The 23,804-nt window shown below is 29.6% G+C and carries 18 protein-coding genes and 1 tRNA gene; 8 read left to right on the forward strand and 11 right to left on the reverse strand.

Annotated features, from left to right (window positions below; translation table 11 throughout):
- Positions 1 to 54: 54 nt before the first annotated feature.
- The 7 genes from BT151_RS12100 (at position 55) to BT151_RS12130 (ending at position 14,073) form a co-directional block, all read left to right on the forward strand.
- Positions 55 to 1,626 carry an ankyrin repeat domain-containing protein gene (locus BT151_RS12100; protein WP_171946630.1) on the forward strand — a complete coding sequence of 524 codons (1,572 nt, stop codon included), beginning with the start codon at positions 55 to 57 and terminating at the stop codon, positions 1,624 to 1,626.
- A gap of 93 nt (positions 1,627 to 1,719) precedes the next feature.
- Positions 1,720 to 3,144, forward strand: coding sequence for a hypothetical protein (locus BT151_RS12105; RefSeq protein ID WP_143144290.1), 1,425 nt, complete (start codon positions 1,720 to 1,722; stop codon positions 3,142 to 3,144).
- Positions 3,145 to 3,154: 10 nt separating this feature from the next.
- Positions 3,155 to 5,134: a caspase family protein gene (locus tag BT151_RS12110; RefSeq protein WP_072402506.1), complete on the forward strand. Its 1,980-nt coding sequence runs from the start codon at positions 3,155 to 3,157 to the stop codon at positions 5,132 to 5,134.
- A 6-nt stretch (positions 5,135 to 5,140) separates the two neighbouring features.
- Entirely contained in the window at positions 5,141 to 8,332 is a 3,192-nt protein-coding gene (locus BT151_RS12115; protein ID WP_072402508.1) for a CHAT domain-containing protein, read from the forward strand.
- 202 nt (positions 8,333 to 8,534) lie between these two features.
- Complete coding sequence (locus BT151_RS12120; RefSeq protein ID WP_072402510.1) at positions 8,535 to 12,224, forward strand: leucine-rich repeat domain-containing protein; 3,690 nt, start codon at positions 8,535 to 8,537, stop codon at positions 12,222 to 12,224.
- 34 nt (positions 12,225 to 12,258) lie between these two features.
- Positions 12,259 to 13,167, forward strand: a complete 909-nt coding sequence (locus BT151_RS12125) for a T9SS type A sorting domain-containing protein (RefSeq protein WP_072402512.1) — start codon at positions 12,259 to 12,261, stop codon at positions 13,165 to 13,167.
- A 363-nt stretch (positions 13,168 to 13,530) separates the two neighbouring features.
- Positions 13,531 to 14,073, forward strand: a complete 543-nt coding sequence (locus BT151_RS12130) for a BfmA/BtgA family mobilization protein (RefSeq protein ID WP_072402514.1) — start codon at positions 13,531 to 13,533, stop codon at positions 14,071 to 14,073.
- Between the two features lie 129 nt (positions 14,074 to 14,202).
- Here BT151_RS12130 and BT151_RS18940 read toward each other — a convergent pair whose 3' ends face one another.
- The 7 genes from BT151_RS18940 to BT151_RS12155 all read right to left on the reverse strand — a co-directional run bounded on the left by BT151_RS18940 (position 14,203) and on the right by BT151_RS12155 (position 17,575).
- Positions 14,203 to 14,499: a tyrosine-type recombinase/integrase gene (locus tag BT151_RS18940; protein WP_317041232.1), complete on the reverse strand. Its 297-nt coding sequence runs from the start codon at positions 14,497 to 14,499 to the stop codon at positions 14,203 to 14,205.
- A gap of 221 nt (positions 14,500 to 14,720) precedes the next feature.
- Positions 14,721 to 15,458: a phage integrase SAM-like domain and Arm DNA-binding domain-containing protein gene (locus tag BT151_RS18945; protein WP_317041233.1), complete on the reverse strand. Its 738-nt coding sequence runs from the start codon at positions 15,456 to 15,458 to the stop codon at positions 14,721 to 14,723.
- A gap of 215 nt (positions 15,459 to 15,673) precedes the next feature.
- A tRNA-Pro gene (locus BT151_RS12140) sits at positions 15,674 to 15,748 on the reverse strand.
- A 123-nt stretch (positions 15,749 to 15,871) separates the two neighbouring features.
- Entirely contained in the window at positions 15,872 to 16,030 is a 159-nt protein-coding gene (locus tag BT151_RS18610) for a hypothetical protein (protein WP_171946631.1), read from the reverse strand.
- 29 nt (positions 16,031 to 16,059) lie between these two features.
- The gene (locus tag BT151_RS12145; RefSeq protein WP_072402516.1) at positions 16,060 to 16,221 is read right to left on the reverse strand and encodes a DUF1328 domain-containing protein; all 162 of its coding nucleotides are present in this window, start codon (positions 16,219 to 16,221) and stop codon (positions 16,060 to 16,062) included.
- A gap of 329 nt (positions 16,222 to 16,550) precedes the next feature.
- Positions 16,551 to 17,000, reverse strand: coding sequence for a ferritin-like domain-containing protein (locus tag BT151_RS12150; protein WP_072402518.1), 450 nt, complete (start codon positions 16,998 to 17,000; stop codon positions 16,551 to 16,553).
- A gap of 140 nt (positions 17,001 to 17,140) precedes the next feature.
- Positions 17,141 to 17,575 (reverse strand): hemerythrin domain-containing protein, encoded by a 435-nt coding sequence (locus BT151_RS12155; RefSeq protein WP_072402520.1) that lies wholly within the window; start codon positions 17,573 to 17,575, stop codon positions 17,141 to 17,143.
- Between the two features lie 234 nt (positions 17,576 to 17,809).
- Between BT151_RS12155 and BT151_RS12160 the strand changes: the two genes are divergently transcribed.
- A complete protein-coding gene (locus BT151_RS12160; protein ID WP_072402523.1) occupies positions 17,810 to 18,838 on the forward strand; it encodes a helix-turn-helix domain-containing protein in 1,029 nt (342 codons plus the stop codon).
- A 52-nt stretch (positions 18,839 to 18,890) separates the two neighbouring features.
- On the opposite strand, the gene trxB is transcribed toward BT151_RS12160, so the two are convergent.
- The 4 genes from trxB to BT151_RS12180 all read right to left on the reverse strand — a co-directional run bounded on the left by trxB (position 18,891) and on the right by BT151_RS12180 (position 23,776).
- Positions 18,891 to 19,871, reverse strand: coding sequence for a thioredoxin-disulfide reductase (gene trxB, locus BT151_RS12165; protein ID WP_072402525.1), 981 nt, complete (start codon positions 19,869 to 19,871; stop codon positions 18,891 to 18,893).
- Positions 19,872 to 20,027: 156 nt separating this feature from the next.
- Positions 20,028 to 22,157 (reverse strand): peptidylprolyl isomerase, encoded by a 2,130-nt coding sequence (locus BT151_RS12170; protein ID WP_072402527.1) that lies wholly within the window; start codon positions 22,155 to 22,157, stop codon positions 20,028 to 20,030.
- Between the two features lie 134 nt (positions 22,158 to 22,291).
- Positions 22,292 to 23,581, reverse strand: coding sequence for a hemolysin family protein (locus BT151_RS12175; protein ID WP_072402529.1), 1,290 nt, complete (start codon positions 23,579 to 23,581; stop codon positions 22,292 to 22,294).
- A complete protein-coding gene (locus BT151_RS12180) occupies positions 23,582 to 23,776 on the reverse strand; it encodes a hypothetical protein (RefSeq protein ID WP_072402530.1) in 195 nt (64 codons plus the stop codon).
- Between the last annotated feature and the right edge of the window lie 28 nt (positions 23,777 to 23,804).

Genomic DNA, 23,804 nt, shown 5'->3' on the forward strand with positions numbered 1-23,804 from the left:
TACAATATTTTGATAAATATAAATTTATTAATTAATTCTTCTAATTTATTTAATATGAAACATTTAACTTTAATTATTCTGTCATTATTTTCAAACTTTATAATTAGCTCTCAAGAAAAAGATATTCCATTTGAATATCCATTTGGAGAACCAGGTAAAGATGACTCCAGAGGTGTATACGGTAATGATGACAGAAAAGATGTAACAGATGCAGAAGGTATAGGAGATTTTGTTAGAGCCACCGCATCTATGATAAATAAAAGTAATCTTATTATAAATGATGATGGTAACTATTTATTTTACGGAACAACCTTGAGAGACAGATTAGTCAAAGCACATAATAGCAATAATTTTGATAAAAATGTTAAATTTTTAGATCAACCTACAATTGCAGTCTGTACTGGTTTTTTAATTGCACCTGATATTCTTGTTACCGCTGGTCATTGCATTGATAATATTTATCAAGCAGAGAACTATGTTTGGGTATTTGATTATACTAATGAACTTGATTTCATTCAAAGTAAAGTTTATAATGGAAAAAAATACATTGTAGTTGACCCCAAGAATGTCTATGAAGTGTCAGAGGTTATTGCTTCATTAGATGATGACATGGAAGACGATATGGATGACTACTCAATTTTAAGACTTAAATTAAAGTCCGATAGAGATCCATATAGGTTTAGAACCAGTGGTGAAATTGGATTGTCTTCTAAAATCTACACAATTGGAAGTCCATCTGGATTACCTCTTAAATTTGCAGATAATGCAACTGTACTTTATAACTCTGAAGATAAATACTTTCAAACCGATATTGATGTTTTTCCTGGTAATTCTGGAGGTCCGGCTTTTGCTCAGTTTGGATTTCTTGAAGGTATAGTTGTGAGAACAGGTGCCAAATCCCTTCAAGATGGATCATCAACTGCTGATTATATGTTTGATCAGAACTGTAATTGTATTCAAACATTACAATTTTCCAATGCAAAAAACGCATACCCCTCAGATATCCATCGAATCAAAGAAATACCTTATGAGATTATTTATATGACTTTATATGAAAACCTAGAATATGCCATAGAAAATGGCTTAAATGATAGATTGGAAGCTTGGTTGAGATATTCTTGGATTATTGATCATGAATATACTGTTAACAGAGGAGCTTTGCAATTTGTTGCGGCTAAAGCCAATAATTTAGAGGGACTTCGACCTATAATGGAAAATAGTGAACAAGAAGTTTTTGATAATAATGGGCGTAATTTACTTTTTTATGCTATTGAAAATGATAATTTGGAAATGGTGGAATATTTATTAGAACAAAGATTATTAATTAATTTAGAAGATAATAGTAATAAAACACCTCTGCAACATGCCGTTTTATTAGATAAAGACAATTTGACTCTATATTTAATTAATAATGGTGGTGATGTGAATAAGTTAGATGATTTTGGTAATAACCTTTTACACTATGCAGCTATTAATGGGAATTTAAATTTAAGCAAAACTCTTGTTGATAAAGGTGTAAGTGCTAAAACTAAAAATTATGACAAAAAATATCCAGAAAAATTAGCAAAGAAAAACAAGCATAAAGTCTTGGCTAGATACCTTAAAAAGGTTAGAAAATCCCAATAAAAATTTAATTTTAATTAAATCAAAAAAATGCAAAGATTAATTTTGGCATCCATTTTGTCAGGATGTTATAGTTTATTGGCAAAAAAGCACATTATGAATATACAAAATACACTTACGTTTTTATTCTTACTATTGACTATAAATATTTTTTCTCAAGAGAAGTATAAAGTAGTTTATGATTATGATTCTGAAAAAATAGCCTATTACAAGGTTGATAAGGCTAACAAGGTTACAGACACATTAGTAAAACCCCAAATTAAGCGAAATAGTTTAGTGGAAATTGAATTAAAAAATATTAATCCTTTTGCGGTAGATGTAATTGCGGATGTAAAAGAAGAACAAGTCTTTAGTTCTGAAGGAGGATTTGATTTTAGCTCAATCATGGGAAGAGTAAATTCATTTTCAAACGGAAAATTAAATCTTAATATTGCAAACTTACCTACTGATAATATTTCTAGTAAATCGGAATCTAGAGGTATCACAATTTCAAATAACTTTTCAGATCTTAATGACAAGACCTCGAACATATCAGCCTTAAAAACAACATTAGTTTCTAATCTCTTAAACCCAAATCTTAATAAGGCTTACATTTTAGACAATATTATAAAAACTGCTTCATTAGAAAAAGATGCGAGACTGCCTGATCCAAACCAGAATTTTTATGTTTATCTAACACAACTTGAAAAAATTGTTTTAGAAGATAAATCTAGTTTGGTAATGGATATAAATGAAATTACTAAGGAGGTTGACTCGCAAATGGATTCTGAAAAAACACTGTCAAGGGGTGAGTTAAAAGAACGGAATTATCTATCTAATGATTTACAAAAGCTTTTGAGTTCATTAAATGAATCAGCTTTTCAAACGGTTGAAGATCTTAATAAAATTAAATCTTTATTTACACTGTTAGAAGCATCAAATTTTACTAGAACTTATGATTATCAGATTGAAGCAGATAAAATTAATATTGAATTAAAATTTATAAAAAGTGTATTTGCTAATTCTTTAGATAATTCTGAAAATAGTATTGGTAATAATAATACCCTTAAAACTAGAAATATTAAATTATATTCAAAAGGAGGTTTTAAAGTTAATACTGGTATTGCATTAACTTTAAATAGTTTCGGTTCAAAATCTAAAGATTTTTATATTTCTGAAGATGGTACTATTGGGGGGGGTTCAAATAATTATTTAACACCCAATTTAAGTACCATGATTAATTTTTATCCATATATGGGTGAAAATTTTAACCTTGGAGGATCCTTTGGTTTATCAATACCAATTTCTGGTGATAACAATATAAATGGTATAAGTTTTTTACTAGGTCCATCAGCTCATTTTGGAAGTAAAAGTAGATTGTCTCTTTCTGGTGGTCTTGCTTATGGTCCAGTTAAAGCCTTAATAAATGGACTTGAAATTGGGGATTCAACATCATTAAGTTCAATAGATAATCTTACCAAAACTGTTTACGATTTTGGTTATTTTTTCGGGATATCCTTTAATCTATTTGATTTAAACTAATATAGCTAGAATGAAGCAAATATTTTTAATTTTAATTCTTTTTTTTTATTCCAGCACAATCTATGCTGAGAAGTATGCATTAATTGTTGCTGTAGGGAACTACCCAAAAAGTACTGGTTGGAGTACTATTCATTCATTGAATGATGTGCCATTAATAAAACAAACCTTACTAGACCAAGAATTTAAAGAAAATAATATTAGCCTATTAACCGATGAAGCTGCTACTTATTCTGGAATCAAAAATGCTTTAAATGAGTTGTTAAAAGTAATTAACCCTAATGATATAGTTGTAATTCATTTTTCAATGCATGGTCAACAAATTTTTGATAATAATGGAGATGAAATTGATGGCAAAGATGAAGCATTAGTTCCATATGATGCTTGGGTAAAATACAATCATAATTATAAGGGTGAAAACCATTTTCGAGATGACGAATTAGGGACTTATATTACAATGTTTAGAAATTCGTTACAAGAAAACGGGCAATTACTTTTACTATTGGATAGTTGTCATTCAGGTTCTTCATCAAGAGGAGGTTTAGCGAGAGGAAGTAAAGCTGTTTTTGCTCCTGATGGTTGGAAATCAACATCGAACATTGAAGATTCAGGAAGTGGTTTAATTGAAAATGTAGATAATTCAAAAGTAAAATTAAATGTTAATGCTGCACCCTATATATTAATTTCTGGTGCGTCAGCAAATGAATTAAACTATGAATATAAAGGAGTAGGATCTTTAAGTTATACTTTTACAAAAGCAATGAATAAATTGGGTAGTAACTATTCATTTAATCAATTGTTTGCTAAGATTGAAACAGAAATGAATATTATTTCACCTTATCAAAATCCAACAATTGAAGGAAATATTAATGCTGAAATATTCAATAACGCCTATATAAAGCAACAGCCATTTTACAAAGTTAAATCTGTATTAAGAGATGATGTTATTAGAATTCAATCTGGTAAAATACACGGATTATTCGAAAACACTACGGTGTTTGTTACACCTTCTGGTACTTCAAAAGCTTCCAAAGAGAATATTATTACTTCAGGTACTATTTTAAATTCAAAATTCAATGAATGTACTATAAAACTTGACGAACCACTTGAAAACTCTAATGAGAAAAAGTATTGGGTTTTTATTGACAAACCATCATATGGCGATATGTTTGTTAATGTTTTTTTTGACGAATCTGTAAAAGATAAATCAATTAAGGCTGGTGTTTCTAATTTTTTAAATGAAAATGAGTTAGGTGAAGTTGCCAAGTATATTGATTCTGCTGATGTTGTATTAATGCAAAAAGGTAATTCTATCACTTTAAATTCTCCAAATGGGCTTCAAGTTGTTGATAAAGATGAAGAAAACATAGGAAGTAGTACTATTGAAGAAATTAATCAAACATTATTTGCTTTTGCTCAAGGACAATATTTAAAAAATTTAGATTTAAAAAATTATAATTATGAGTTTGAATTTAAATTAATTCCTAATGTAAATGATTCATTGAATAACAACTCTACTAATGATATTAAAATTAGACCTTTTGTAAATCAAAATGGAACATTCCAAGTCATTGCAGAAAAGGATGAAGTAGTACTCCAAGTAACTAATAAAAGCAATAGAGTATTATATTTCTGCATTATTGAAATAAATAGCAAAGGAGAGATTGCTTCTTTTATGCCTAATGATGATTACCCATTAATGGATGATGAACGTAAGTTAATGCCTGGGCAAACAGAGACATTTAAACATAAGGTTTATGAATTCTTGCCTCCATATGAAAAATTGATTTTGAAAGGTTTTGCAACACCCTATCCAATTAATTTTAAGACTACGGTTGATACTCGAGGTGAAAGTTCCAGAAGTACTACAAATCCGTTAGAGGATTTTTTAGGTAATACCTATACACCATCTAGGGGTAGTACTGGTAAAAAAGCAAACCCCCAAATTGATGGGTTTACTTTTGATTTTGTTTATGAAATAATAAAAGAATAATTTAAAATGAATTACAGTAAATTAGTCCTTTTTTTATTAGCATTACTGGTTACCTTCCATTCATTTGGCCAAACGAGAAAACAACTCAAAATATGGGAAAATCATCTTGAAACAGGTATAGAGTTTTTAGATAATAATAATAATCAAGATGCTTTAATAGAACTCAATAAGGCTTATAGTATTGCGCAAGAAATATTCTTAAATAATGAAGAAGAATTTGGTGAAGCTGTTTATTATTTGGCTGTAACTCATGATAGTATCGGGAATTATAAAAAAGCAATACCTCTATATGTTGAAGCATTAAATAACTTAAAATTAAATGGTTTAAGTAATGATATTGATTATAATGATTTAGCTAGATTAGGTGAAATTTATATGCTTGTAAACGAATATGCTAATTCAATTAATTTTTTTCTGGAAGCTTTAAAAATTATTGAAACTATTGATGGTAATTATGATAGCAAATATGCCAGTATATTATCAAAACTATCTCTCTCCTACAAAAAATTAGCAGACTATGAAAATGCTATCGAATCTATTATTTCATACAACACAATTATTGAAAAACTATATGGAGCAGAAAGCGAAATATATTTAATAGGTTTAACAAGTTTGAGTGAAATTTATATAGCTATAGGACAATATGATAAAGCGGCTATTATTCTAGATAACGTTTTACGACAATTAAAAAATATCGACTCTAAGGGTGAAGCTTATATAAAAGCCATAATTACAAAAGCATATTTATACAACAATAAATTTGAATATGAAAAAGAGATTCCTTTATATCATGAAGTTAAAAGAATTTCTGAAAAAGGTAAAAGTGCTTATGTTTCAGCTAACAATAATTTAGGTGTTGCCTATCAAAAAATGGGAGATTATGAAAATGCATTAAAAATTGCATTAGAGGTAGCAAATAATACATCAGAAGAAGACCCCAATCACCCTGTTAGATATCAAAATTTAGCTTACAACTACGGGGAGTTAGGAGAACTGGATAAAAGCTTAGAAAATTACGAAATCGCTTTGGAGTCGTGTAAATCCAAATTTGGAACAAATCATCCTCAATATGCTCAACTTATGGATTGTATAGGGCAACTCTATGAACGGAAAGGTGATTTAGCTCGTGCTAAAGATTTGTTTAAAGAAACCTTAACTGTGTTTTTAAATAATTTTGATGAGAATCATAACCAGTATGGTTTTTATTTAAATAATTACACAAGAGTACTTCTAAAACTAAACCAAAATGAGGAAGCTATAGATTTGATGATTAAAAATATTAAAATTTCAGAAGCTAATTCAAATACGGATAACATAGACTATTACAGGAAACAATTAAATTTAGCAAACGCTTACAATAAGATTGGGAGCTATAATGAGGCCACAGCTATTCTGGTAAAGTATTCTGAAAAAACAAAGCAAATATTAGGAAATACGCACCCCGAGTATGGAAATATGTTAAAAAGTTTAGGTGAATCTTATTTAGGATTGGGAGAGTTAGATAAGACTATTCCTGTTATAGATTCTTTGAATAATGTCATTATTTCTCAACTAGATAAGGTATTCAAATTCAGGAGTGAAAATGAGAAAAAATCTTTTTTAAAAATTACCAATCAAAATTTTGATGAATTACAGTCAATAATGTTTCAACTAGACAAACCAATTGGTCGACTAGCTGAAATTAATTTAGATAATCAACTAATGCTTAAAGGCTTATTGCTTAGTAATTCTAAAAACTTGCTAAACAAATTATCCTCGCTTGACAACCCTGAAATTAATAATGATATTATAAGATACCGCTCAATTAAAAATGAATTATCAGGAAATATTAGCTTGCCAAACCAAGAACGGGACAGTCTTGAAAATCTTATAAATTTAAAGGAATCAGAATTAGTAAAATTATATAGCTCTCATTTTGATGATGCTATTAGTTTTGGTCAAAGTTGGAAAAAACCCCAATCTAAATTGAATAAAAATGAGGTTGCTATAGAGTTTTCTCACTTCCAAAATTTTAAAGGTTCTAAATTTTCAGATAGTATTTTATATGTTGCTTATGTTTTTAAAAAAGATTGGAAGTACCCAAAAATAGTTCCGCTATTTGAAGAAAAACAATTGAAATTGATTTTATCCAGAAAAAGCCCAAATCAATTATATGTTAGTCGTGGTTCAAAAGCAAAAAGTAGAGTAAACACAAAAGCTATTTATGATTTAATTTGGAAACCATTAGAAGAATATATTGAAAATAGTAATACAATTTATTTTGCGCCAAGCGGATTATTAAATCAAATATCATTCGCTGCATTAGGTAAGGAAAAAGAAAAACCAATTTGTTATAAATATGATTTATTTCAGTTAAGTAGTACTAGTGTTTTAGCAAATAAAACAATTGAGCCTAGTTTTAGTAATGCTTTATTAATAGGTGGTATTGATTATGATTATATCATTTCTTCTGACGACAATGAAAATTTAATTCAGCAACCTTATTTTAACCAACAAGGTGCAATAAACATTAGATCTAATAAAAATAGAGGCGAAAGTTGGACAAAATTAGATGGTGCCTTGAAAGAAGTAGAAACTTTAAAAACAATTTTAAATCATAACGGAAGTCAAGTTTATAAATGGAGTGGAGCTGAAGCCAGTGAGACTAATTTTAAAAAATTAAGTGGAAAAAGTCCAAATATATTACATATAGCTACACACGGTTTTTTTTATGAAAATATAAAATCTGAGAATCAAGAAAGCTTAATAACAAGTACAGAAAATAAATACCGTTTAGCTGATGACCCTTTACTGCGTTCTGGTCTAATTTTTGCTGGTGCAAATTACGCTTGGAACAATACTGAAAAGGCAATTTATGGTGACGATGGTATTTTAACTGCTATGGAAATATCTAATATGGATTTATCAAATACAGATATAGTTTTACTCAGTGCATGCGAAACCGGTTTAGGAGATATAGATGGAAGCGAAGGTGTTTATGGTTTACAACGTGCATTTAAAATGGCTGGTGTTGATATTATTGTTATGAGTTTATGGGAAGTACCAGATATTGAAACTGCTGAATTCATGGAGCTATTTTACAAAAACTGGATTCAAAATAAAAAAGTAAAAGAAGCATTCAATATTACGCAACGTATAATGCAAACAAAATATAGTAATGAGGCTGAAAAATGGGCAGCATTTGTTATGTTTGAGTAAGAAAACTTCAGTCAGCAGAATTTTTTGCTGTTTTATCGATTTTCATAAAGAATTAAACCACAAAACTTGTGTATATCTACTTCCTTATATAGATTTATAATCTCTCTCATTGCCAATAGGTTATATTTAGTTTTATTTAATAGCAAATTTAACCACAAAATTTACAATTGTCCTACTTACGCATGGTGTTAAACATAATATTATGGCTCGTAAAAACACCTTTATTTTAACTAATATTGTATTCCTTTTTTTTGTGATTTTTGGCGTAAATGCACAAATAACAACTTATCCTTATGCTGAAGATTTTGAAAATGGAGATGGTGGATGGACTGTTCAAGGGTTCAATCCTACATGGGAACTTGGTATGCCTTCTATTGGTGCTGGCTCTGGAGATAATGCCTGGGCTACTAATTTAGATGGAAATTATGGTATTACTTATAACGAGCAAAGTTGGGTACAAAGCCCTATATTCGATTTCTCAAACTTAATAAATCCAAGTTTAGTATTTCAGTTATACTGCAATATCGAATTTGATCAAATTGCCTTTGAACCATTTGATGGCGTTGTAATACAGTATTCTATTGATTCTGGTATAACATGGCAAAATGTTGGGTCTTACAGTGACGAGAATTGGTTTAATGACGAATATATAGAAGCTCTTGGTTCCGCTGGGTGGGGTTTCACTTCAGGGTGGGTATCATTTAACAAAAATATTAAAGAGTTAGGTGGTCAAAACAACGCTGTTTTTAGATTCTTTTTTGGGTCTGATTTTATATATAATAATGCATTTGGTGCTAGTTTTGATCTCTTTGAGGTTTATGAAGATACTACATCTATTACATTAATAACTGACCTAAATTTTGAGCAATATTTACTAGACACTAATATTGATACAGATGGTATTATTAACGGTCAAGTGCTAACTTATGATATTATAGATGAAACTACCCTTAATATTAACAGTTATGATATTAGTAATTTTGAAGGTATTCAAGATTTTAGGTCACTCATAAACTTTACCCTAATTAATAACCAGAGTACTACAAATTATTCTATTGAATTTAGTGAAAACAAATTTTTACAAGATGTAACAATCATAAATACACCATTCCTATCTTCAATTAATGGGCTTTCATCAAATTATTTAACAAACCTATCTGTTGTTACAAGAGGAGACTTTTTTACATCTTTAGATGTTTCAGAATGCCTAAGCCTAACAGATTTATCTTTAGCCGATAATGCCATAACTAATGTTAATTTGGAGAAAAATACCAAGATAAGATATTTAAGTTTGGCTATAAACCCAATAGATTTTCTATATACTACTCATTTAACAGAGTTAGAATCGTTAAACACGTATGAATCTCAAATTAAATTTTTAGACCTCTCTAACAACTCCAAACTTACTCGTTTAAATAGCGATAATGGTGAATTAACTGAAGTTAACCTTAAAAATGGTTTTAATAATATGTTAACTTCTGTTGAATTAAATGGTAACCCTAATTTAACCTGTATACAAGTTGATGATGTAGCATATTCAAATACCGCTTCTAGTTGGTTAAAAGATAATACCGCCAGCTATTCTAATAGTTGTGAATTTAAAATACAGCAATTTCCTTACGCAGAAGATTTTGAGGAAGGTGCAGCAGGTTGGTCAGTAGTTAACGTGTCTAATTCTAGTTGGGGATTAGATAGTCCTAATTCTAATAATTTAACTAGTGCTGCCTCAGGAAGTTTGGCTTGGAGCACAAATAATTCAGGAGATTATAATCCCAATGAAAATGGATGGGTACAAAGTCCCATTTTTGATTTTTCAAAATTTAATAGTTCAGACAATCTATATTTCCATTTTGATAATTGGTATAATTGCGAATTGGATATTGATGGTGCTGTTGTTCAATCCACAATTGACTCAGGAATCTCTTGGCAAAATCTTGATGAAATAACTAGTGTTAATACTTATGATAATACAAATATAGCGAGCCTTCCGGGTGGGCAAGAAAAGGGTTGGTCTGGCATAAGCGAAAATACTTTTTCTGGTGGTTGGAAAACAAGCTATTTTTCTTTGAGTAATTTGTTGGGTGTGCCTAATGTAATGTTCAGGGTAGTATTCAGTTCTAATGGAACAATTCAAAGTGATGGCTTTGCATTTGATTCAGTTAAAATACTAACAGAAAAAACTTTTGCTGGCAATGATAATATTGATACGTTTTGTGAAAAATCACAAAATGTATCAGCTAGTTATTTACAATCACTTTTAATATCTGAAACTTTTGGTGGCATTTGGTCAAGTTTAGACGGTTTAGAACTTGATAATGATGATTCTGGTGAAAAATATTTTAATATTGGTGACTTACAATCTGGTAATTATAAATTTAAATATACCGTTTTCTCGGAGTTTAATTCGAGTTTTGATGAAGCTACAGTTGAGTTAAATATTGAAAGAATAGTACTTTATTCACAATACTATGATTATGCTTCAGGTTGCAGTGAATTAACATTTAATACGGATGAGGAGTTTCAACAATGGGCGTTTAATAAACATGTTGTTGAAAATAATGGGTTAAATATAACTCAAAATGGCGTTTGGTCACCAAGTAGTTTTGAAGGCTATGGAGATTACACTTATACTCAGCCCGCAACCAGTAGTTGTTCAGAAACAATAAGTGTTTTTAGATATGGTAATAGTGAACCAGAAATAGCTTATAAGACTTTTGAAGCCGCTAATGGAATACAAAATGTATGGGTTTTAATTGATGACTTTGAATCTGATAACAGCTTAAATAAAATAGTTTCTAAAAAAAGGAGAAGAAGAATAAGGTCAAGTAATAAAGATATAGATAATAATGGTAATGTTGATTTCCCTAATACAGGAGCAGGGAATTTCAAAGAAGCTAATATTTTTGAAGTATTGGAAGAAGATGATTGCGGGAGTATCATAAAAATAACTAATTACGCCATAATTATAGGTGGCTTTTGGGATGGTGGAGAAAATAATATAATAAGTATTTGCGAAGGAGAAGTGGCTTTGTTCTCTCAATTACAAAATGCTTTAGGTGATAGTAACGTGGCGCCTATTGGTGATTTTGGACTAATTAATAGTGGAGCACCAGGCTTTTTTACAGAATACCCGCCAGGTTCTTACACGTATTATTATTCAATGTTCGGGGAAGAAGACGCTAATTCATGGACTGATTCTGGAGGAACCATAACCGTAACGAATAAACCTGTGTTAAAACTTTCCTTGTTATTGGAAGGTGCCTATAACGAGTTTACAGGTTGGATGAATAATGTACTTTATAAAAATGATTTAATCCAAACTTCAAGTCCTTATAGTGATGGGTTAGAAACATATTATTATGGTAGTAACCAAGTTGATTGGGTATGGCTAGAAATAAGGGATGCCAATAATGACACTAATATTCCATTGCAGCGTTCAGCTTTACTAAAACGAAATGGAGATGTGGTAGATGTTGATGGAGAAAGCCCTATTTTACTAGATGTTCCAGATGGCGATTATTACATTATGGTTAGCCATAGAAATCACTTAGGGGTTATTATGGCTAACCCAGTAAGTTTAAGTTGCGGCACAACAATTACAATAGATTTAAGGCTTGACAACTCATTAGTCCTTGGAGGAGCAAATGCAATAAAAGAAACTGGTTATGGTGATTTTGTTTTATTTGCAGGCGATTTTAACGGTGACGGTCAAATACAAAATATCGATAAAAATGCTGTAGAACCATTAAGAGGACTAAGTGGGTACTCTAATGCTGATATGGATATGAACGGAGAGGTTCAAAATTCTGATATTAATAATTTTTTAAGCCCTAACATAGGCAAAGGGGTACAATTTATGAGTAAAAAATTAAACGCAAAACGAAATAAATAATTACTTACTGATCAACTCTAAAAAAACCTAAGCCATGAAACAAAATTATATCCTTAGTTTAAAATCTTTAATTACTCTGAATATATTTTTATTTAATTTAATATCTTACTCCCAAAACATTCAAATAACTTTTGCAAATGCGCAAAACACGAACGATGGAAGTGATAATTATTATGAAGCTGATATAATGATACAAACTGTTGATGGTCTTTCAGATTTCAAATTAGGTTCAGGGCAATTATACTTAAATTATAATACGGCAGCCTTTGGCGCAAATGTATTTGCTAATTCTGGAATTGAAATCAACGCAGATTTTAGTAATGGGTATTTTCTAGGTGAAAAATCGGGCGTTACAGACTTTTATAATATTAGTACGATTAATGATAATACAGGTTCCAGAGTGTCTTGGGCTTTTTCGCAAGGTGTATCATCAGGTGCTATGTCTGAAGAAGTTTCCTCAACTCCTAAGAAAATGATGCGTGTAAAATTTAAATATATAGATGTAAATCAAGATCCAATGTTAACTTTTGAAAGTGATGAAGATTTGGTTACAAATAGCCGAGATCAGTTTTACACAGCTTGTGGTCCTTTTGATACTGCTTCAACAACTTTAGATTGTACAAGTACAGTGGATCCTCAAAATGTAAATTCTCAGTTTTTAGATGCTATATTAAATAGTAGCGGAGCCGTATTATCAAACGTTGACTTTAAACTATTAACAGGTATTTCAATATATCCAAATCCTACAAATGAGGTTGTATATATTAAAGGTGATGTTTCCAAATTAGAAAGTATAGATATTTATAATTTAAACGGTCAGCGTGTAGGAGAGCTAAAAAAAGACTTTAATAAGATTGATTTAAGAAAATTACCTTCTGGTTTATACCTTATGAAATTAAAAACTGATATAATGGTTAAAACCTTAAAATTAATCAAAAATTAAAATTTAATTTTTTCATCCATCTAAAGTTTTATCTAAGAATACAAAACTAAGATTGCAAAGTGAATAATAATCATATACATTCTCCAAGAGTATTCTCATAGTTCATTATTAAGATATGTTCCCCCCGATTTGAAGCTGTTAATTAGTAATACTTCCATAATAAAAATCTTTCTAATAATCGTGTTCGCTAAACTAAGAGGGGGTATAGCAAGAGGGTAACACGCTTCGCGATGTTACTAATTCATATCTTATTGTATTTCAGTTAATTAAAACACTTTTAATTATTGCTATTTTATTTTTTTGTAGTAAATTTAACTTTTACCTCAGTAAAACCAACGTTTCATTGTAACAATCTCATAAATTATGGATGATTTTAATACCATTCGATTAAAGAAGAAAACTATTGGTAAATTTAAGAAATATTCAAAAAAAATAAGTCCTAGCTACTCTGAAAATTTGGACTTTATGATTGCTTTTTTTGAAGATAATGATCTATCTCCTTATGATGTTTTAAACGAAAATATGACTTCTGTATCCAATAGAATTAATAAACGCATAGATGCCGTAATTGCTATATTCAGAAATGTTGAAGAGACACAATTAAAACCAACAAAGAAAATGTTGGATTCTCTATTTGATGGAATGAAAGAAAAAAAACCATTACTCAAAGAAAAAAAAGTACTTATTGAACCTGCACTGATAAATGATAATGAAGAACTGAGTTATTATCGTAAAGCCTATTATAAAAATAATCAAAAATTGACTAAACTTAAGTATAAAGTTGATAGTCTTCTCAATAGCACTAAGCTAGTCAAGAATACTTTTGGTTCAAATTATTATTCTTTAAAACTATCCATTCAAGAATTCAACTCAATAAAAAACGAATTAAAAAAGGTTGATATTTGACCTACCGCACTCGTTTAGGCGAGTTTGGTTCATTTTCAAAACTATGGATTCTCCGCGCTCAAATTAGAACTGATACGCTAATACTTAAAAATACCCAGCCTCTAAATCCATAGTTTTAAAAACGATTTTTTAGCTCTCTGTAATTTCCATTCGCATTTGAGCTTTTCTTTCAAATCGCATTAACAGGTTTTGAACATCTTCACTTATTTTCGTTTCTACTACCCTAGGGTATATTTGAGTAGTGGTTAATTTAGTATGACCAAGTAGTTTTGAAACCGTTTCAAAAGGAACTACATTGGATAACATAACAGTTGTAGCAAACGTATGTCTTGCGACATGAAAAGAAATGTTTTTATTAATACTACAATCTTTTGCTATTTCCTTTAAATACAAATTTACTTTCTGGTTTGAATAAAGGGGTAACAATATTTTGTTTTTTATCTTTTACAAGGAGTATTATACTTATTTATAATCTCAAGAGCTTTAGGTAAGATGGGTATTTTAACCATCTCATTCGTTTTTTCCCGTTTAGTGAATATCCAATGGTTACCGTCTATACCCCTTATTATTTGATTCGAGGTGAGCCCTTTTACATCAATATAAGATAGACCTGTATAACATGAGAATATAAAACAATCTTTAACCCTTTATAAACGTTCGTTATTATAATGGATATTCTCGATAAGTCCAAGTTCCCTTTCAGAAAGATATTGTCTATCAAATTTATTAAACTTCAATTGGAACTGAATAAAAGGATTTTTAGGAATCCATTCTAACCTAAAGGCTAGGTTAATCATTTTCTTAAACCGCTCTAAATGTTTCATAACGCCATTGTTAGTTAAAGAGAGTTCCTTTTTAGTGTTTTTATACTTTCGAAGGTATTGTTCAAAATCGCAGATAAAGCGATAATTTAACTGTTTTAGATAGATGTCATCTACTTTTAAAATTTGGTTCAAAAACCTATATAAATATTTTTCTGTAGTATAATAATTTTTCATGGTACCAAACTTTAATACACTGATCATATTAGTATTATGATACTTTATAAGTTCTTTTAATGTTTTATGATTATCATCCTCGCCTAAATATCGTCTTTTAATTACATTAGCAGATACCATTTTGCCCTCTTCAAATAATTGTTTGTGGCAATCAAGCAATTGATTATACACTTCATCCAAATAAGCATTTAAAAATCTTATTTTTGTTGTATTTCCCCTACATCTATCTTTATTATTATCCCAATCGTTCACCAGAACTCTTCGTTTTAAACTAATTTCTGAACGCTTTCCATTAACTGTTACACGTGCATAAATTGATAATTCATTAGATAAACCTTTAGGTTTTCTTGTGAAGAAAATGATTGCAAAGGTACTGTTTGTCTGCATTTTACGAGTTTTAAGTTAAACAATTTCAATTGTAAAACAAAAGTCAAATTGCTCTTAAAAGCTCTTTAAATTTACGACAATTCCGATTAGAATTGACTCACCGAATAGTACACCTTTTAGTTGATTTTAATTGATTTCATTTGAAACCAAAAAAAAATTAAAATACTGAAAATCATACAATTAACAATATTTTGATTTTATAAAAACAGGGTTCGTCGGGATGACAGGATTTGAACCTGCGACCACACGGCCCCCAGCCGTGTACGCTAACCGGACTGCGCCACATCCCGAGTTATTTTTGGTTTCCAAAGAAAACACTTTTTAAGAAAATTAAAAATTATAATTTTAGAATTTATCATAAAAAAAAGCTTCATTAAATGAAGCTTTTTTTCTTTATACTATATTTTTTTTTATTAATCTACCGCATCTTCAACGTCATCTGCGACATCATCAACAGCGTCTCCAACATCGTCAATTACATCTTCAACATCATTGTTTTTTTTATCTCTACATCCTGTAAATACTGTCGTAACAGTAAATAAAAATATTATTGCAATTGCTAATTTTTTCATGATTTTAGTTTTTAAATTATTAATTAATTTTACTTTTTAACTACACCTTTTAATAATGATAGTACAAAAAGTACTATAAAAATAAAAAAGAAGATTTTAGCTATTCCAGCTGATGCTCCTGCAATACCACCAAATCCTAAGACTGCGGCTATTATTGCTATTATTATAAATGTGATTGTCCAACGTAACATAATTTATGGTTTTTAATAGTTAATTGAAATTTGGCTATCAAATTTCTTATTACAAATATCATGCTTTTTGGAATGGTTTATTAACTCTAATAAAACGGATATTAACTCTTTTAATAAATTGATTTACAATAAAGTACATACAAAAAAAAGACCCTGACATTTTAAGAATTATGCCAAGGTCTTTTCACTAACCAACCAATACAAATTTAATATATATATGTGTATAGAATTAACTCTATCAAACTTATTTTTAACTGTATCCAATTGCATTTAAAGCAACAAAAAAAAAGATGCATATAGCATCCTTTTTTTAATTATATAAGGTTATTTTAACTTAAATCTTCAAGTGTTTTAATTCTTGACAAACCGTTCTCAATTTTATTTTTTTGATTTTCTAAAATTGATTTGGTGCTTACAGGCAAAGTCGTTTCATTAATGACCTCAGAATATTCATTAATAGCAGATTTTTCTCCTCTAATAGCTTCTTCTAACATGGATTCCTCATTTTCTGAAGAAAACATCGCCTTAATATCCATCCAAGTTCTATGGGCATCGCCTATAATACTTCCACCTTTATCAACTTCTTGATTGTATGATATTAGTTCTGTCTTTAATTCATGTCCAAAATCATAACGTTCTTGTGCCTTTTGTTTGAAATAAGATTTTAATGCAGTATTATCAACATTATCTGCTGCCTTTTTAAAACCTCTTTCTGCATCATAAGTTTTCTCTAATAAATCGTTTAATTTCTTTCCAATTTCTTTTGTGTAATTACTCATAATCTTTAATGTTTATATTTTAGCAGTAATTTATTTTAAGATGTCTACTGGTTTTACATCTTTTTAAATACTATAAAAACAATATTTATATTACTCTTTTGTTTACTTAGATGGTTTAACTTTAACTCATTTCAAAAGAACTAAATATTAGTTTTCATATAATCAGTATAATCTTTAGCTAAGCTTTTCTTTTTAGTTTCTGAAAAGACTTTTCCTGCTAATTGAAAAAAAGTATGTTCTTCATCATCTAAGTGGTGCTCTACTTTTTCTTTTAAATCTTTAGCAATTTTTAACCAAGCTGAAGAATCATAATCTGTTTCTTCTAGTTTTTCAATTAACTCATCAATTTCATGATGTTCTGCAATACCATGTCTAGCTTTGTCTTGCATCATATCATTACTAATTAACGGTTTGTAAAAATGACGCTCCTCTGCATTAGCATGTACTTCCAACTCATTCTTTATATCTTTAAAAATTTGATCTCGCTTTTTAGTATCACCAGAAGTGCTAATCAATTTTTCAAGCAAACTCCTTTGTGTGTCATGATCTTTTCTAATTGCTTCAAATATGTTCATTTTTCTAAGTTTTATTCTCAAAATTAGACAAATACATAAAACATAAGTTGTTCATTCAATAGAAAGATTAACTCTATTGGTTTTTAAATTGAAATTATATTACCTTTAATTTTTTATTAAACCATAAGGAAGTTTTATTGTATTAAATACTTGTAATAATATCTAATAGCCATTAATTGCACGTATATAAATTATAGACAAATTTTTAACCCTAACTAATAATTCTATATTAATATGATAGAAATTGAAATCTCTGCTGATAATACTAAAGAAATTCTTGAAGAAATTCAAAAACATATTGGAGGTACTATTGAAGAAAAATGGAGTGAATGTATGTTGGTAGTAGATAACGAAATAGCTAAAGGAAGTATTCGTTTTATACCGTTTGATTGGGGTGTTAATCTTTTAGATTATAAAATAACATTTAGTGATGAAGTGAGGTTGAAAATTCATGCTTCTGAATTTAATCCTATCCGATTTATTTATGCTTTTAATGGTAATTTCAAACATCGATTTGGTGTACATAACCAAGAAGAATTAGTAGAACAGTTTCAATCTTTAATATTTACTAATAAATCGATTGGTGTTAATTATATACATTTTCCAAAAGATGTGAAATTGGAAATTAATGTTATTCAAATTATTAGAAAACACTTTTTAAAGAAGCGAACAACTAATGTATCTACCTTAAACAAAAAACTTTATGAAATTTTTGTTGATACAGACCATGAAAACAGGTTTGTTCATTATGGTGTTTTAAATTTAAAAATGGCTGACCACGTTAAAAAGCTTTGGAATTTAAAAACCAAAGGCATGTTAAGGATATTAAAAATTGAAGCTAAAGTTTATGAAATTTTATCCATGCACATTCAACAACATAACAAATTACAACAAGGTGTTCCTCTGCCAACATCGCTTATTAAAAGTGAATTAATAAAAATTAGACAACTTAGTCAAGCTATAATTAAAAACCCTGCTAAAGATTATTCATTAGAAACTCTTTCTGCAGAATCTGGTTTATCTCAAGCCAAACTACAGGATGGCTTTAAATTTTTATACACTAGAACAGTAACCGAATATATTAGACATATACGTTTAGAAGCTTCAAGAAATTTAATAACATCTACAGACTTAAATATATCGCAAATTGTTTATACCATTGGTTTTACAAGTAGAAGTTATTTTTCAAAAATCTTTAAGGAGAAATATGGTGTAACTCCAAATGAATTTAAAAAACAGTTAATAATACCAATAGCTGTATAAATAAAAAAACCGAAGCTTTCACTTCGGTTTTTTTATTATAATAACTTTTCTACTAATTATAATTAGATGTAGAAACTTCAAAAGTTGAATCTTTAGCTGCTAAATAGCGTTCTGCATCTAAAGCTGCCATACAACCTGTTCCTGCCGCTGTTACAGCCTGTCTGTAAACATGGTCTGCAGCATCTCCTGAAACAAAAACGCCTTCTATGTTCGTTTTAGAGCTTCCTAGTACATTTATAATGTATCCTGTTTCATCTAATTCTAAAAAGCCTTTAAATATATCTGTATTAGGTTTATGACCAATAGCTACGAAAAATCCTGTTGCAGGAATTTCATGTTTCTCACTAGTTTTATTATTAAAAACTCGAACTCCAGTAACAACTTGTCCATCTCCTAAAACTTCATCGGTTTCTGTATTAAACAAAATTTCAATATTCTCTGTATTTTTTACTCTGGCTGCCATAATTTTTGATGCTCTAAACTCATCACGTCTTACTAGCATAGTCACTTTTTTACAAAGTTTAGATAGATAATGTGCTTCTTCACATGCTGAGTCTCCAGCACCAACAATAACAACTTCTTGATTTCTATAAAAGAAGCCATCACATACAGCACAAGCCGAAACGCCTCCGCCTAATTTTAAATATTTTTGTTCAGAATCTAACCCTAAATATTTTGCTGATGCTCCTGTAGAAATAATTACTGTATCACAGTGAATTTCTTTTACATCGTTAACCCAAACTTTATGTATATCTCCTGAAAAATCAACTTTAGTTATCCAACCATTACGTACATCTGTCTCGAAACGCTCTGCTTGTTTTTGCAATTCCATCATCATTTCTGGCCCCGTGATACCATCTGGATAACCTGGAAAATTTTCAACTTCATTTGTTGTTGTTAATTGCCCTCCAGGTTGTGTGCCTTGGTATAAAACTGGTTTCATATTTGCTCTTGCAGCATATATTGCTGCTGTGTAACCAGCAGGTCCAGAACCTATTATTAAACATTTTACTTTTTCTATTGTATCAGACATAATATTTAATCTTTTTAATCATAACAAAAGTAGGATTTTTGGTAGAAAACTTACGGTTAAGTTATCAACAGTTTTTATAAATTAATAACTAAAAGCTATAAAAAAAGCCTCGATTAACGAGGCTTTTTTTAAATTTATTTTTTTAGAGACTAATAACTATTGCACTTGTGTTTTAGCTCTATTATCTTCAATATTTGCAGATTCTTTTAAAGCATTGTATAACTTAGAATTAACTACACTTGCTTTTTGTTGTTCTACTCTATTAGCAGCAGCTTGGTAGTTATCTAACGCTAATGCAGGAGTAACTTTAGTTACCTGAATCATGTATACACCGTTTGCTCCATCAATTAATTTTGAAGTTTCGCCTTCATTTAATCCAAATGCAGAACCTACAACTAATGGCTCTCTTCCTGCTCCAGATATTGTTGGTGATTTCATATTGATTCCTGTTGCTGTTTTTACAGTAGTTTTCTCTGCAGCAGCTAAATCTTCTAAAGTACTAACAGAAACTCTATCTCTAATTAATTTTGCTTTCTTTTCCTTTCTAATAATTGGTAAAACTTTAGCAGTAGCATCATCTACAGACATTAATCCTTCTTTGTGCTTAGCTACTAATTGAGCTATAACATAACCTCCAGGAACATTAAAACGTTTAATATCACCCACTTCAACTTCATTTTCAAAAGCCCAACGCACAATTGGTCTTTGGTTTCCAACACCAGGAATAGTTTCGTCTAAAACTTTAATACCGTTTACAGGTCGAACTACATAATTACTTTCTTTTGCTAAAGCATCAAAATCACCTTTACCTGTATTTATTTCGAAATTTGACGCGTCTCTAAATACTTTGTCAGCTGTAGCTTCAGATGGCTCTATTGTTCTTGCTATAGTACCAACTTGTACTGCTTTACTTTTTTCTTTCTGTCCTTCAATTTCTATAATATGAAAACCGAAAATTGTTTTAACTACATCTAAATCTCCTACTTTACCATTAAATTCAAAATCATTAAACTCAGGTACCATAGTGTTGTATGGGTGCCAATCGTAACGTCCTTCTTTAGCAACACTTCCTTGATCTGAAGAAAACTCAGTTACTAATTCTGGAAATTTAGAACGATTAGATTTAATTACAGCTAATAAACTATCAGCAGTATTTTTAGCTTCAGCTTCAGTTTGTGTAACTTCTGGAGCAGCACTTTGAGCTCCTCTAAAAGGAATTAAAATGTGTCTTACTTTTGCTGAATCTGGAATTTGTTTTACAGCAATTAGCTTAGATACTTTAAAAAAGCCATTATCTTTATATGGCCCGTATACTTCACCTTCATTTAAATTAAAAATACTATCTGCTATTGCAACTGGTAAAGCTGATTTAAATACAAAACGCTCATCAAATTTTAAATCTGATGCTGCTGTTAAATTGATATAATCTTCATTATTTTTTACTGTTGAAAAAGCTGCTATTGTATCTTTTCTTCCAGTTTCATCAACAACTCTACCTTTAATGTAAGTGTTTAATTCTGCTTTAATATTGTTTTCATCTTCAATAGATGCAACTTCATTAAACTGAACAAAACGAATATCTCTAGAAGCATCAACTTCAAATTGTTTTTTGTTTTCTTTAATATAAGTTGAAATATCAGATTTAGAAACGGTTACTGTACTATCTGGAATAGTTGAATAAGCAACTTGTACATATTTAATATCAACTTTATTACCTTCTAATTTATGTTCTAATTCACCTTCTGCAAGTGTTCCTGTTAAACCAGCTTTAACTAAATTAAAATAGTTTTGTTGAAGCGCATTTCCTGCTACCTGTTTTTCATAGTTAATCCAACTTTCATAACCTGCTGGTGATGTTTCTTTTAAATTAGCTATGTATTCATTTAATTTGTTTTCATCAAATATTCCAGCTTCATTTAAAAACTCTGGACTTGTTGCTAACGATGTTTTTAACAAATCTCTCATTTGATCTTTTTCTACAGAAATTCCCAATTCTTCATATTGAGTTTCCATAACAGCTTGTCTAACTTCTTCCTCCCAAACTCTGTTCATAACTTGAGTATTAGTTGCTGTTGGTCCCATCTGTCTTTGTGCTACTTCAACTTTTTGCAAAAAGTCTTCACGAGTAATGTCCTTACCGTTTATTGTAGCAACAATATTTTGCGATTTCGCTGTTAATGCATCACTGTTTTTAAACAAATCTGCTAATACAAAAGAGAATAATGCTAATGCGATTATTAATATTAAGAATAGTGAACGTTGTCTTATCTTATTTAAAACTGCCATTTGTAAATTAAATTTTTAATAAATCCGTTTTTGGGATTGCTTGTTAAGTTGGTGTCAATTTTTAATAAACTGACAAAAATATCGTGCGCGAAAATACCATTTTCTATTCAATAATAAAAGTAGAAATAGTTATTTTAATCTTCTTCTAACACTTTAAGTTCTACCATATCAATTTTAGTTGTTGAGACTTCTAAAATTGTAAATTGAAAGGTGTCAATTTTTACAACATCATTTTGGCTTGGAATCTCTTCGGTATGATGCACAATCAACCCTCCAAGTGTTTCATAATTCTCTCCTTCTGGAAGGTTCATTTTGTATGCTTCATTGATGTAATCTACTTCTAATCTTGCTGAAAACTTATAAGTACCATCGTCAAGTTTATCTTCAATTAAATCTATGGAATCGTGTTCGTCTTCAATTTCGCCAAAAAGTTCTTCAACAATATCTTCTACTGTCATAATACCAGAAGTACCTCCGTATTCATCTAATATTACTGCAATACTTTTTCGCTTTTTAGTAAGTACACTAAGTACATCTTTTATAAGTACTGTTTCTGGTATAAACTCCACAGGAAGCATCATCTCTTTAATTGTTTTTGTTTTTTTAAACAAATCAAATGAATGGACATACCCTAAAATATCGTCGATAGTATCTTTATAAACTAGAATTTTTGTTCTACCAGTTTCTGTAAAAAGTGCATTAAGAGATTTTATTGAGTCATTAATTTCAACTGCAATAATTTCAGTGCGTGGCACCATAACTTCACGTGCTTTTACTTCAGAAAACTCTAAAGCATTTTGAAAAATTTGTATTTCACTATCTACATTATCATGTTCTTCAACAGATTCCATTTGCTCACTTATGTAATTACCAAGTTCAACTTTAGTAAATGCTAATTGAATTTGATCACCATCGGTTTTAAACAAATGTTTAAGGACAAAATCTGAAATCCAGATTATAAAGTCTGAAACAAACGTAAAGAGCATATAAAACAAATATGCAGGAATTGCTAGGGCTTTAATTAAGGTGTTGGAATATATTTGAAAAAACACTTTGGGTAAAAACTCCGCAGTAATTAAAATTAATAATGTTGAGATAATGGTTTGCGACAACAGGCTTAAATCTGTTAGCAGATAATTTAAAAATTCATTTGAAATAGGCAACATAGATTGAAACCAATTCACCAATAAATCGCCCATAAAAAACCCATAAATAACCAATGCTATATTATTACCAATAAGCATGGTTGTTATAAATTTTGATGGTTTTGCTGTAAGTTTACTTAATGCTTTGGCAAGTATGCCATCTTGTTTTTTCTCAATTTCTATATGAATTTTATTTGAAGACACATAAGCAATCTCCATACCCGAGAAAAAGGCTGAAAGAATTAATGATACAATTATTATGATAACATAAATGCTCATTTAGTTTGAATTATCTCTATTTTCAAATTTTTTACTAAACTTTTTCCTAAAGAAAAACATGAATACAGCTAATGCTGCTAGCAATATTGAAGGATACGAAATCTCTCCCATATTTAAATACTTAGTAATAGCATCGTATGCAAATAAAATAGCAAATACTAAATAAGCATATTGAAAAATCTTAGAATATTTCATTTTTGAAATTTATTTTTTCTGGGTGTAA

The sequence above is a fragment of the Flaviramulus basaltis genome (assembly GCF_900114265.1).
Lineage (GTDB): Bacteria > Bacteroidota > Bacteroidia > Flavobacteriales > Flavobacteriaceae > Flaviramulus > Flaviramulus basaltis.

Bases quoted from the DNA above. Each gene is read 5' to 3' on its own strand.
- BT151_RS12100 (WP_171946630.1), top strand. From the start codon at position 55: ATGAAACATTTAACTTTAATTATTCTGTCATTATTTTCAAACTTTATA.
- BT151_RS12105 (WP_143144290.1), top strand. From the start codon at position 1,720: ATGAATATACAAAATACACTTACGTTTTTATTCTTACTATTGACTATA.
- BT151_RS12110 (WP_072402506.1), top strand. From the start codon at position 3,155: ATGAAGCAAATATTTTTAATTTTAATTCTTTTTTTTTATTCCAGCACA.
- BT151_RS12115 (WP_072402508.1), top strand. From the start codon at position 5,141: ATGAATTACAGTAAATTAGTCCTTTTTTTATTAGCATTACTGGTTACC.
- BT151_RS12120 (WP_072402510.1), top strand. From the start codon at position 8,535: ATGGCTCGTAAAAACACCTTTATTTTAACTAATATTGTATTCCTTTTT.
- BT151_RS12125 (WP_072402512.1), top strand. From the start codon at position 12,259: ATGAAACAAAATTATATCCTTAGTTTAAAATCTTTAATTACTCTGAAT.
- BT151_RS12130 (WP_072402514.1), top strand. From the start codon at position 13,531: ATGGATGATTTTAATACCATTCGATTAAAGAAGAAAACTATTGGTAAA.
- BT151_RS18945 (WP_317041233.1), bottom strand. From the start codon at position 15,458: ATGCAGACAAACAGTACCTTTGCAATCATTTTCTTCACAAGAAAACCT.
- BT151_RS18610 (WP_171946631.1), bottom strand. From the start codon at position 16,030: ATGAAAAAATTAGCAATTGCAATAATATTTTTATTTACTGTTACGACA.
- BT151_RS12145 (WP_072402516.1), bottom strand. From the start codon at position 16,221: ATGTTACGTTGGACAATCACATTTATAATAATAGCAATAATAGCCGCA.
- BT151_RS12150 (WP_072402518.1), bottom strand. From the start codon at position 17,000: ATGAGTAATTACACAAAAGAAATTGGAAAGAAATTAAACGATTTATTA.
- BT151_RS12155 (WP_072402520.1), bottom strand. From the start codon at position 17,575: ATGAACATATTTGAAGCAATTAGAAAAGATCATGACACACAAAGGAGT.
- BT151_RS12160 (WP_072402523.1), top strand. From the start codon at position 17,810: ATGATAGAAATTGAAATCTCTGCTGATAATACTAAAGAAATTCTTGAA.
- trxB (WP_072402525.1), bottom strand. From the start codon at position 19,871: ATGTCTGATACAATAGAAAAAGTAAAATGTTTAATAATAGGTTCTGGA.
- BT151_RS12170 (WP_072402527.1), bottom strand. From the start codon at position 22,157: ATGGCAGTTTTAAATAAGATAAGACAACGTTCACTATTCTTAATATTA.
- BT151_RS12175 (WP_072402529.1), bottom strand. From the start codon at position 23,581: ATGAGCATTTATGTTATCATAATAATTGTATCATTAATTCTTTCAGCC.
- BT151_RS12180 (WP_072402530.1), bottom strand. From the start codon at position 23,776: ATGAAATATTCTAAGATTTTTCAATATGCTTATTTAGTATTTGCTATT.